General features: G+C 74.7%; 9 protein-coding genes. 7 read left to right on the forward strand and 2 right to left on the reverse strand.

The features are described 5' to 3' along the window. The first annotated feature begins 277 nt into the window (after positions 1-277). The 5 genes from PYS65_RS33130 (at position 278) to PYS65_RS33150 (ending at position 8,684) form a co-directional block, all read left to right on the forward strand. Entirely contained in the window at positions 278-799 is a 522-nt protein-coding gene (locus PYS65_RS33130) for a hypothetical protein (protein WP_279337657.1), read from the forward strand. A gap of 24 nt (positions 800-823) precedes the next feature. Then, positions 824-5,173: a cation-translocating P-type ATPase gene (locus tag PYS65_RS33135; RefSeq protein WP_279337658.1), complete on the forward strand. Its 4,350-nt coding sequence runs from the start codon at positions 824-826 to the stop codon at positions 5,171-5,173. A gap of 334 nt (positions 5,174-5,507) precedes the next feature. Then, positions 5,508-6,113 (forward strand): Rv1733c family protein, encoded by a 606-nt coding sequence (locus PYS65_RS33140; protein WP_279337659.1) that lies wholly within the window; start codon positions 5,508-5,510, stop codon positions 6,111-6,113. A gap of 307 nt (positions 6,114-6,420) precedes the next feature. After that, positions 6,421-8,157: a SulP family inorganic anion transporter gene (locus tag PYS65_RS33145; protein WP_279337661.1), complete on the forward strand. Its 1,737-nt coding sequence runs from the start codon at positions 6,421-6,423 to the stop codon at positions 8,155-8,157. Between the two features lie 185 nt (positions 8,158-8,342). Continuing rightward, on the forward strand, positions 8,343-8,684 hold the full coding sequence (locus tag PYS65_RS33150; protein ID WP_109377945.1) for an ArsR/SmtB family transcription factor: 342 nt from the start codon (positions 8,343-8,345) through the stop codon (positions 8,682-8,684). Between the two features lie 36 nt (positions 8,685-8,720). On the opposite strand, the gene PYS65_RS33155 is transcribed toward PYS65_RS33150, so the two are convergent. After that, positions 8,721-9,380, reverse strand: a complete 660-nt coding sequence (locus tag PYS65_RS33155) for a class I SAM-dependent methyltransferase (protein ID WP_279337662.1) — start codon at positions 9,378-9,380, stop codon at positions 8,721-8,723. Positions 9,381-9,526: 146 nt separating this feature from the next. On the opposite strand from PYS65_RS33155, the gene PYS65_RS33160 reads away from it, so the two are divergent. Further along, positions 9,527-9,982: a flavodoxin family protein gene (locus PYS65_RS33160; protein WP_279337663.1), complete on the forward strand. Its 456-nt coding sequence runs from the start codon at positions 9,527-9,529 to the stop codon at positions 9,980-9,982. A gap of 24 nt (positions 9,983-10,006) precedes the next feature. Here the strand turns inward: PYS65_RS33160 and PYS65_RS33165 are convergent, their stop codons facing one another. Beyond that, on the reverse strand, positions 10,007-11,074 hold the full coding sequence (locus tag PYS65_RS33165; protein ID WP_279337665.1) for a YihY/virulence factor BrkB family protein: 1,068 nt from the start codon (positions 11,072-11,074) through the stop codon (positions 10,007-10,009). A gap of 103 nt (positions 11,075-11,177) precedes the next feature. On the opposite strand from PYS65_RS33165, the gene PYS65_RS33170 reads away from it, so the two are divergent. Beyond that, on the forward strand, positions 11,178-11,810 hold the full coding sequence (locus PYS65_RS33170; RefSeq protein WP_279337666.1) for a GNAT family N-acetyltransferase: 633 nt from the start codon (positions 11,178-11,180) through the stop codon (positions 11,808-11,810). The last annotated feature ends 92 nt before the right edge of the window (positions 11,811-11,902 follow it).

Raw genomic sequence — 11,902 nt, forward strand, 5'->3', positions numbered from 1 at the left:
GAGACGAACGCGCCATGTGCAGTACCAGGACGCGACGGCGGACGCCGGGCGTGGGCGGACGGGAAGCGCCGCCGGCAACCCGGCCGGCGGCGCCGACGGGACCGCCTCGGGTGAACAGGAAAAGCGCTCCGGCCGTTCACGGCTGAAAATGGGTCACAAGGCAGGGGAACCGATGGGCGCCCCTGGGTGACGCGCTTCGGAGGTCGACATGAACGACATGGCCGGCAGGGACCCAGACACGTCTCGTTCGTCGGATCTTCCGCAGCCCCTGCGGGCCATGGCGTCGGGGCTGCGGCAGGTGCCGGGCGCGGAACAGGTCGGGAAGGCGGCCGGCGGTGCGCTGGACGCGATCGGGGCGGTGTCCCCGCGCGGTCGCCGCATGGCCGTCTACGCCGGAGCCGGCGTGCTCGGTGTGGCCGGCCTCGTCGAGTGGCCGGTGGCGCTGACCGGCGCGGCCGTCGCCTGGCTCACCCAGCAGCGGCCGGCCCGGCCGCCGGAGACGGAGTCGCCGAACGGCACGGCACCGTCCGGTGAGGACGGGGCGCACCGCCCGGAAACCGAAACGGAACCGCAGCCCGCGCCCGGACCGCCCACCGACCAGGGCCCCGGCGACCGGCTGGCCCTCTCCCGCCACCGGCAGGAACCGGCGGAACCCCCTGTGCGCGAACAGCCCGCCAAGGTGGGCGACCCCGCGACGGCGTCCGCGCTCAAGCAGGTCGCCGAAGCCACCGCGCACCACGAACCGCACACCGACCGCCACCCGGGCCGGGACGGCGCACACGACCCGCAGACCGGCTGAGCCAGGACCACGGGACACCCTCAGATGCTCACACGCTTCGATGTCGCCCCCCTCGCCGGGACCGTGGCGGGGGCCGCCGCGGGCGCCGCCCGCAGCACCGCCCGGGGCATGACGTCCGTCCACGGCACGACGCGCCGCATCGGCAACGTCGCCCGCAACGCCCTGGGCGGCGGCCGGCACTGGCGGGCCGGACGCCGCGTCCACCTGGCGCTGCGCAATCCCGGCGGCGACGCCGGCCCGCTCGCCCGCAAAGTGGCCACCGAACTCCTCGACCACCCCGACGTGCTGACGGCGTACTGGGACGAGGGGCTGACCCGCCTCGTCGTGACGGCGGCGCAGGACGCGGCCGGCGACCGGGTGACCGAGCGGGCCGTCGCGCTCGCCGCCCGCCTCGGGCTGAGCGAGGACGCCGATCCGGAGGCGGACGAGACCCGGCACCCCGGCGACCCCCGCGAGGTACGGGTCAACGCCGCCGCGCTGCTGCTGGACGCCGCCGGTGCGGCCGGGGCCCTCGCCGGACGCTCGTTGGGCCTGCCACGGAGCCCGAGAACGGTCACCGCCGCCGTCACGCTGATGCGCGAGAACCCCCGCTTCCGCGCCCTGCTGCGGCAGCGGCTCGGCTGGAACGGCATGGAACTCGTCCTCGCCGCCGCCAACGCCGCCGCCCACGGAGCCGGACAGTCCCCGATGTCCCTGGTCCTCGACGGGCTGCTGCGGACCGGCCAGCTGACCGAGGCGGTGGCCCGGGCCGCGGCCTTCGAGGCGCTGCACGACGACCTCTGCACCGAGGAACGCGCGGGCCTCCCCGGCCTTACCGGCGGCCGCCCACCGCTGCGGGTCACCCCCGCCCAGGCCTACGCGGCCAACGCCGGCACCGGCAGCCTGGCCGGCGCGGCCGCCGCCCTCCTCGTCACGCACGCGGCACAGGAGGCGGCCGAAGCCCTCCTCGCCGGATCGCCCAAGGCGGCACGCTACGGCCCGGCCGCCTTCCAGGCGGCCCTCGGTACCTTCCTCGCCCGGTCCGGGATGCTCGTACGCAGTGGGGAGCGGCTGCGGCAGCTGGAGATCGCCGACTCCCTCGTCCTGCACGCCGACGTCCTGCGCAGCCGCCCGCCGGACACCCCGGACGCCGTCAGCGGGACCGCCGCGTTCGACGATCCGGTCGACCCGTTCGCCGAAGCCGTCCTCGACGCGGCCCGCCGGGCCGGGCTGTACGTCGTGATCACGGGCGGTTCCGACCTGAGGGACATCACCCGGCTCGCGGACGAGGCGGCCCCGGCGGACATGCCGCTCGGTGACGTCGTACGGGCGCTGCAGAACGACGGGCACATCGTGGTGGGCGTCGCCCGGGTGGCCGAACGCGGTGGCGGCGAGGTGGCGGACGGGCTGTCCGCCGCCGACGTGGCCGTCGCCCTCACCGACGCGCGGTCGGCGATCGCCTGGGGAGCCGACCTGATCGTCCCGGGGGGAACGGCCGATGTGTGGCGGCTGCTGACGGCCATTCCGGCGGTCCGCCGGGTCGGCCGCCGCTCACAGGTCCTGGCCCGTGCGGGCGCCGCCCTGTCGGGGCTCATGGTGGCCCGCGGCGGAAAACCCGGCGGCCGCGCCTGGCAGCGGCTCACCCGGCACGCCCCGGTGAACTTCGCCGCGGCCGGCGCCCTGCTCTCCGGCTGGGCCGAGGCCGTCGGCGTGGCCCGCGCCACGCCGCCCGAACCACGGCTGCACGTGCCCTGGCACGCGCTGGAGCCGCACGAGGCGCGCGACCGGCTGAGCAGCCCCGCGACCGACGCCGGACCCCGCGGTCCCGCCCTGCTCGCCGACCGGTCCCGCCGACGGGCGGCCCGGCTCGCCCGCACCCCCGTGGCGGCCCCGGCCCGCTGGGCCTGGCAGGCGGCCGGTGCCGTCCGCCGGGAACTCGACGACCCCCTCACGCCCGTCCTGGCCACCGGGGCGGTCGCCTCCGCCCTGCTCGGCTCGCTCGTCGACGCGCTGCTCGTCGTCGGCGCCATGGACCTCAACGCCGTGACGGGCGGACTCCAGCGGCTGCGCGCGGAACAGGCGCTCGCCCGGCTGGCCGCCCGCCAGCAGCCCACGGCACGCCGGCGGGACACCCGCGGGCGCACGGTCACCGTCGACGCGGTCCGGCTGCGGCCCGGAGACCGGATCAGCCTCGCCGCCGGCGATGTCGTACCGGCCGACGCGCGACTGCTGGAGGTGGACGGGCTGGAGGTCGACGAGTCGGCGCTCACCGGCGAGTCCCTGCCTGTGGCCAAGGACGTCGACGCCACTCCCGGCGCGCCGGTGAGCGGGCGGACCTGCATGGTCTTCGAGGGCACCATCGTCGTGGCCGGCCGGTCCGTCGGGCTGGTGGTGGACACCGGCGACCGTACCGAGGCGGGCCGCGCCGTCGCGCTCGCCGCCCGCACCCCGCCGCCCGCCGGCGTCCAGGCGAGGCTGCAGGAACTGACCCGCAAGACGCTGCCGGTGACCCTCACCGGCGGCGCACTGGTGACCGGGCTGTCGCTGCTGCGCGGCAGCCCACTGCGGCAGGCCGTCAGCGGCGGGGTCGCGGTGGCCGTCGCCGCCGTCCCCGAAGGACTGCCGCTCGTCGCGACCGTCGCCCAGATGGCGGCGGCCCGCCGCCTGTCCCGGCGCGGCGTCCTGGTGCGCACGCCCCGCACCCTGGAGGCGCTCGGCCGGGTCGACACCGTCTGCTTCGACAAGACCGGCACCCTCACCGAGAACCGGCTGCGCCTGGTCCGGGTCGCCACCGCCGACGGCACCGTCCTCGCCCCGGACGCCGAGTCTGCCGTGCCGGTGGTCCGGCTGGCCGCCCGAGCCTGCCCGCAGGTGGAGACGGGCCAGGGACGCCGGGTCGCGCACGCCACCGACGAGGCGGTCCTCGACGCCGCACCGCCCGACGAGCACTGGGTGCCCAGCGGTGAGCTCGCCTTCGAGGCCAGCCGGGGATACGCCGCGGCCGTCGGCCGGGACAACGGCGGCACCCACCCGGACGCCGGTGACCTCCTCGTGGTCAAGGGCGCCCCCGAGACGGTCCTCCCGGCCTGCCGCGACCTGCCCGACGACACGACCGGAACGGCCCACACCCTCGCGGGACAGGGGCTGCGCGTCCTCGCCGTCGCCCGGCGGCCGTGCCGGGGCCCGGACGCCACCGCCGGACTCGAGGCCGACCTCGCGGACCTGGAGTTCGTCGGGCTGATCGCCCTGGCGGACGTCCCGCGCGACACCTCGCAGGCCCTCCTCACCCAGCTGCGCCGCTCCGGCATCCTGCCCGTCATGCTCACCGGCGACCACCCGGAGACCGCCCGCGCGATCGCCCTGCAACTGGGCTGGCCGGAGGCGACCGAGGTGGTCACCGGCGACGAACTGGTCGCCATGGGCCGCCGCGACCGGGTCCGCGCCCTGCACGGAGCCGGAGTCGTCGCCAGGGTCGCGCCCGAGCAGAAACTCCATGTGGTGGAGGCACTGCAACAGGCGGGCCGGGTGGTGGCCATGGCCGGCGACGGCGCCAACGACGCCGCGGCGATCCGCGCCGCCGACGTGGGCGTCGGCATCGAGGCGCGCGGCTCGGCCGCCGCCCGCAACGCCGCCGACCTCGTCCTGACCACCGGCGACCTGTCGGTCCTGGTCGACGCGGTCCACGAGGGCCGCGCGCTGTGGCGCAGCGTCGCCGACGCGGTGAGCATCCTCATCGGCGGCAACGCGGGCGAGGTCGGCTTCAGCGTGCTGGGCACCCTGCTCGCCGGCTCCTCACCGCTGTCGACCCGTCAGCTGCTGCTGGTCAACCTGCTCACGGACATGTTCCCGGCGATGGCGGTGGCGGTGACCCCGAGCGACGATCCGTCGACGGCGGCCCACGCCGAAACCGGCCCGATGGGCCTCGACGTCCTCGGCGCCCCCCTGCTGCGCGCCATCCGGCGCCGGGGCGTGACCACCTGCCTCGGCGCGGTCACCGCGTACCTGATCGGCCGCCTCACCCCCGGCAGCAACCGCCGCTCCACCACCATGGCCCTGTGCGGCGTGGTCGGCGCCCAACTCGTGCAGACCCTCTCCGGCCGCCGGCACAGCCCCCTGGTGTGGACGACGGCCCTGGGCTCCGCCGCGGTGCTCGCCGCCCTCGTCCAGACGCCCGGCGTCAGCCACTTCTTCGGCTGCACCCCGCTGGGCCCGGTGGCCCTGACGGGCGTGACGCTGGCCATCGCCCTCTCGGCGCTCGCACCGCGCCTGGAACGCCTGGAGGCGGTCCGGCGCCTGTACGAGCTGCTCTCCCGCCTCGCCCTGCGCCTGGGGGCCGACGCCCGGCAGGCCCGGCACCTGCTGCGCAGCGGCGTCGCGCGGCCGGTGGTGGCGTAGAGGCCCGGTCCAGCGGGAAGCGGGCCGCCGGCGGGACGGCGGCGGCCCGAGCGGAACTCTCCGGGTGCGCTCAGACTGGAAGGGCAGGGCGGCCCCGGGCTCCTTCGGGAGATCCGCCGACGCAGTCGGGCGCGGGCCGCGCCCGGGACGGTCCGGCGCATGGGCCGTTTTCGGGCCGGTCCGACCCCGGGGCGGGGCCGTTCGGCCCATGCGCCGGACCGCCCCGGTGACGGATCCTGGAGAGGAGGCGCCGCGGCCCCGACGGACCGGCCGGTCCGGCATACCGGCGCGGCACGTCGTGGCCTGCGGCACCCGCGCGAGGAGGTGACGTCCCATGGCGCGGACGCGTGGTGCGCGGCCACGCACAGTGTGGTGGTGGCGCTGGCGCAAGAACCCGCTGAGGCGTCGCAGCGATCTGATCGAGGCATGGCTGCTGCTCGCCACCCTCGTCCTCGCCCTCCTGGCCGGGACGTTCACCGGCCTGGCGGTGGCGGGGGCGGTGGACGGGTCCCTCGCGGAGCACCGCGCCCAGGCCCGTACCGCACCGGCCACCCTGGTCGGGGACGCGGCACGGGCGCTGCCCGCGCCGGTGGCCGGGGACGGTGGCGGCAGCGGTCGCGTGTGGGCCAAGGTCCGGTGGACCGCCCCCGACGGCACCGTCCGCACGGGCCGGGCGGAGGTCGACTCCGGGAGCAAGGCCGGCAGGGTGGTCACCGTGTGGACGGACGGGGAGGGGCGCCTGGTCTCCGAACCGCCCGGTGGAGTGGACGCCCGGTTCCAGATCGTCGTGGCGGGCCTCACGGTCGCGGCCGCGAGCGGGGGACTGGTCCTGCTCGGCGGACGGCTCGTCCAGGGGCAGCTCCAGCGGGGGCGCGCGGCGGCCTGGGAGGCCGAGTGGCGGCTGGTCGAGCCGACCTGGCGAAAGCGCATGACGGGCTGACGGAGGCACGGCCGGAGCGGGACCCGCAGGGATCGTATGCGGCATTCGCGACCTGCTGAATTGCAAAAATTAGCAATTGCCTACATCATTGAATGGTATGCCCGTCGTCGCGGCCCCCTGAGCGCGTCGTACGACGGAGCGCCGTAGAGCCCCGAACCCAAGGGGCGCCTGGTGCGTGCGACGCCTTGCGATCGCACGCTCCCCCAAGCTCTGGGCTTCGCTCGAGCAGGGGGGACCCCATGACGCCGCGAGCTGATCGGACGCCCGCGGTGTTCGGAGTTCTTGACCACCTGGAAGTCGAGGGGTTGTGTCGGTACCGTTGCTGCTCGCCGGGGTCTGGACCCGGATCACGTCGCTGCTGCCCACCCGCGGCGACCTCGACCAGATGCGGCGCGATCCGCGCCGTGACCTGCTCGCCGGACTGACCGTCGCGGTCGTCGCACTGCCCCTCGCCCTCGGATTCGGCGTCTCCTCCGGGCTCGGCGCGGAGGCGGGGCTGGCCACCGCCGTGATCGCCGGTGCGCTGGCCGCCGTGTTCGGCGGCTCCAACCTCCAGGTCTCGGGCCCGACCGGGGCGATGACCGTGGTGCTCGTCCCCATCGTCGCCGACCACGGCGCGTCGGGCGTGCTCACGGTCGGGCTGATGGCGGGCGTGATCCTGGTCGTGCTGGCGCTGCTGCGGGCCGGGGGCAGCATGCGGTACGTGCCCGCACCCGTGGTGGAGGGCTTCACACTCGGCATCGCGTGCGTGATCGCACTGCAGCAGATCCCCAACGCCCTCGGTGTCCCCGTGCCCGAGGGCGACCGGGTGCTGGTGGTGGCCTGGCGGGCGTTCGAGGAGTTCGCGCGCACACCCGACTGGATCGCCGTCGCCCTGGCGCTCTCGGTGGCCGCCGTGATGCTGATCGGGGCGCGCCTGCGGCCGACCGTCCCGTTCTCCATCCTGGCCGTGATCGCGGCCACGCTCGTGGTCCAGGTCGCAGGACTGGACGGGGTGCGCCCCATCGGCGACCTGCCCTCCGGCCTGCCCACCCCCTCGCTCGCCTTCCTCGACACCGGCGCACTGACCGAACTGATCGCACCCGCCGTGGCCGTGGCGGCGCTGGCCGCGCTGGAGTCGCTGCTGTCCGCCTCCGTGGCCGACGGCATGACCGTCAACCAACGGCATGACCCGGACCGCGAACTGTTCGGCCAGGGCCTGGCGAACATCGCCTCGCCGCTCTTCGGCGGCGTCCCCGCGACCGGCGCGATCGCCCGCACCGCGGTCAACGTCCGCACCGGAGCCACCTCGCGACTGGCCGCCCTCGCGCACGCGGCGGTCCTCGCCGTGATCGTCTTCGCGGCCGCCCCGCTGGTGTCGAAGATCCCGCTCGCCGCGCTGGCGGGCGTCCTCCTGGCCACCGCCGTCCGCATGGTCGAGGTCGGTTCGCTGCGCGCGATGGCCCGCGCCACCCGCTCCGACGGGCTGGTCCTGGTCCTCACGGCCGTCGCCACCCTCGCCCTCGACCTCGTCCTCGCCGTGATCATCGGGCTGGCCGTCGCGGGCCTCCTCGCACTGAGCGCCGTCGCCCGGCAGGCACGCCTCGCCCCGCTCCCGCTCGACCGGGGCGACCACACGGAGGCGGAACGCGAACTGCTGGCCGAGCACATCGTCGCCTACCGCGTCGACGGCCCGCTGTTCTTCGCCGCCGCCCACCGCTTCCTGCTGGAACTGACCGAACTCGCCGACGTGCGGGTGGTCATCCTGCGCCTCTCCCACGTGAGCGTCATCGACGCCACCGGCGCCCTGGTGCTCAAGGACGCGGTGGCGAAACTGCGGCGCCGCGGCATCGCCGTCATGATCTCGGGCGTCCGGCCCGAGCACCGCAAGGTCCTCGAATCCGTCGGCACACTGGAGTCGCTGCGGCGCGAGGGCCGGGAGTACGCCACGACGCCGGAGGCGATCCGTGCGGCCCGCGACCACCTGGAACTCACCGGTGTCCTGCCCGCGCCCAGGGCCCCGCAGTCGGCCGCCGCGCCCACCGGGCCGCCGAACAGGCCCTGACCGACCGGGAGATCGGCCGGTACAGCCCCCGGAACACAGGGATGTGCGAAGTTGCTAATGTCGGAAAGCTCAGAGAATGGCGAGGTCGGGTGCCGACGACGCACAGGTGGGGCGAGGGACCTCGGACCGGACGACGGGACCGGGGCGGCGCGCCGGAAACCGGGAACCGGAGAGGGGACGGCACGATGACCATGCCGCTGTACCAACTGAAGGCCGAGTTCTTCAAGACCCTGGGCCATCCCGCCCGCATCCGGGTCCTGGAACTCCTCAGTGAGCGCGAGCACGCCGTCGCGGAGATGCTGCCCCAGGTGGGCATCGAACCGGCTCACCTCTCCCAGCAACTGGCGGTGCTGCGCCGGGCGAACCTCGTGGTCAGCCGCAAGGAGGGCTCGACCGTGTACTACTCGCTGACCAGCCCGCACGTGGCGGAACTGCTCCGGGTGGCCCGCACCATCCTGTCCGGAGTGCTGGCCGGCCAGGCCGAACTGCTCGCCGACCTCAGGGGCGAGACGAAACCGCTTCCTTAGCCCCGGCTTCCCCGACCCCGGCCCGCGGGGCCGGGGTCAGCCCGCCGGGGCCGCCTCCCCGCCCTCGCGGCGGCCGTGCAGGAAGAGCTGGGGCTCCGGAGTGGCGTCGGGATGGGCCGGGGTGAACAGCACGCTCTCCTCCGACAGCACCGTCAGCCCCGCCTCGCGCACCAGCGCGGTCACGGCCTGGGCGGCGAAGCTGGTGACCCGCACGCCCTGCCCCATGAAGACACCGTCGAAGCCCTCGACGTCCAGGGGCACGGTGGCCAGCGCGAACAGGCCGCCGGGGCGCAGGACCAGGGCCAGCCGCCGCACCAGGTCCGCCTGCTCCGCACGGGACATCTGGAGCAGGGCGAAGTACACGCAGACGGCGTCGAGGGAACCGTCCTCGAGCGGCAGCCCGCGGATGTCACCGCAGCGGAACTCGGCCTCGGGCACCTGCCGGGACGCGATCTCCACCATCACCGGCGACACGTCGACCCCCAGCACCCGGTGACCGGCCGCGGTGAGCGTGGCGGCCGTGGGCCGTCCCGTCCCGCTGCCCACGTCCAGCACCCGGCTGCCGGGCGGGAGCCGTTCGAGCAGCCACGCCAGCGAGGCCCGGTGCGCCCCGGAGGCGGCGAACGCCTTCTCGTAGTCGCTGCCCAGCGCGTCGAACACCGCCGCTGCCGGTGACCTGCGATTCCCGTCGGCCAAGACGCACCCCGTCTCCGCGTGTCGATGCCGGGCATCGTGCCATCCCCGAGCCGCCCTCACAAGCGTTCCCCGCTGCTCCTTCCGGCGCCCCTCCCACACCCCGGACCGGCTTGCGAAGGCCCCGGCCGGCACGGCAGGGTCGGGGTGTGCCGACTCTGCTGATCATCCATCACACGCCCTCGCCCCACTGCCAGACGATGTTCGAAGCGGTCCTGTCCGGGGCCGGCGCCCCGGAGATCGAGGGCGTCCGGGTCGTCCGGCGGGCGGCGCTCTGTGCCACGGCCGGCGACGTCCTGGACGCCGACGGCTATCTGCTCGGCACCCCGGCGAACCTCGGCTACATGTCAGGGGCGCTCAAGCACTTCTTCGACCAGGTCTACTACCCGTGCCTCGACACCACCCGGGGCCGGCCGTTCGGCTACTACGTGCACGGCGGCAGCGACGTCACCGGGGCGGTGCGGGGCATCGAGTCCGTCACGAAGGGCCTCGGCTGGCGGCGCGCCGCGGACGCGGTGACCGTCACCGGCGAACCCGACAAGGCCGCCGTCGAGCGGTGCTGGGAACTGGGCGCCACGCTCGCCGCCGGACTGATGGACGACTGATCCGCCCGGACCTCGGTGGCGGGATCAGCCCCCTCCGTCCACCCGGCGCCGCTCCTGCTCGTCCCAGGCACGGGTGTCCCGGGGCCGGGTGTACGGCTCGGCCTCGGGCGGATGACCACCGGCGATGGCCCGCTGCCGGGCGATCTCCGCGTCGAACTCCAGACCCAGCAGAATGGCCAGATTGGTGATCCACAGCCAGACCAGGAAGACGATGACACCGGCCATCGTGCCGTACGTCTTGTTGTACGAGGCGAAATTGGCGACGTAGAACGCGAAGCCGCCGGAGGCGGCCAGCCAGATCAGCAGGGCCAGGAAGCTGCCGGGGGTGATCCACCTGAACCCCCTGACCTTGGCGTTCGGAGCGGCCCAGTACAGCAGCGCGATCATGATCGTCACCAGGACGACCAGCACCGGCCACTTGGCGATCGACCACACCGTCAGCGCGGCGTCCCCGATACCGAGGGTGCCGCCGACCTGACGGGCCAGACCACCGGTGAAGACGACGATGAGCGCACTGACCACGGCCAGCACCATCAGCACCACCGTCAAACCGAGCCGCACCGGCAGCACCTTCCACACCGGACGTCCCTCGGGTATGTCGTAGACCGCGTTGGCCGAGCGGATGAACGCCGCCACATAGCCCGACGCCGACCACAGGGCGAGCACGAGACCGACGATCGCCACGACCGATCCGGTACCCGCGTTGCCCTGGAGCTGGTCGACGGCCCGGGTGATGATGTCGCGGGCCGCCCCGGGGGCGAGTTGCCGGACGTTCTCCATCACCTTGTCCACCGTCGAGCGTCCCGTGATGCCCAGCAGCGACACCAGCACCAGCAGTGCCGGGAACAGTGCCAGCACGCCGTAGTACGTGAGAGCGGCGGCCCGGTCGGTCAGCTCGTCGTCCTTGAACTCGCGCAGCGCCCCCTTCAGCGCGGCGCCCCAGGCCCCTTTCGGGAGCTCGGTCGGCGCGTCCGGTGCCGACTGCTCCACCTGGTCGCTCGGTCCTTGCTCCCCCGGATCCGGGCCTGAGCGCTCCGGGTCCGGGGCGTCGCCGTCGGACCGCCTGCGGCGTCCCGGGACATTCGGTTTCATGGCCTTCGAGTAACCACGGAACGGGAAATCACTCCGCGCACGAGCGGCCACGGGAACGGGACAAGGTTGTGGGAGCGCTCCCAAAGCGTGCAGGATGCCGGGCATGATCTCCTCTCCCGTGATTCGTCCGTACCGCCGCGAGGACCGGCCGGCCCTCGACGACATCTGTGTCCGCACCGCGCACAACGGTCAGGACGCCCGCCTCCACTACCGTGACCCCGGCATCCTCCCGGCGGTCTTCGCCGCTCCCTACGTCCACCTGGAGCCCGAACTCGCCTTCGTCCTGGACGACGGGAAGGGGCGCGCGGTCGGTTACGTCCTCGGCACCGCCGACACGCCCCGCTTCGCGCGGGACTTCCGTGCCGCGTGGCTGCCGCTGGTCGCCGACCGGCACCCCGAGCCGGACGGGCTGCCCGGGAGCCCGGACGAGGAGATGGCCTGGCTCCTGCACCACCCCGAGCGGATGTCCGTCCCCGAACTGGCGGCCTACCCCGCCCACCTGCACATCGACCTGCTGCCCCGGTGGCAGGGGTGCGGGTACGGCCGGGAGCTGATGCGGACGTTCCTCGAGGCGCTGCACGTCCGCGGGGTGCCCTCGGTCCACCTCGTGATGGCGAAGGCCAACAGCTCCGCCAGGGCCTTCTACGACCGGATGGGCTTCCACGAGATCGAGGTGCTCCTCGACGATTCCGTCACCTGCCTCGGGCGCTCGACGCGGGACCACGACCGGCTCTGAGGGTCCCGTGCGCCGGCAGCCGACGGACGTGAACCTCCGTCGGCCAGCGGTCACTTCGGCTGTCCGGCATCTGAACTCCCTGCCGCGCAGGC

It is taken from the genome of Streptomyces cathayae (assembly GCF_029760955.1).
Classification (GTDB): Bacteria; Actinomycetota; Actinomycetes; order Streptomycetales; family Streptomycetaceae; genus Streptomyces; species Streptomyces cathayae.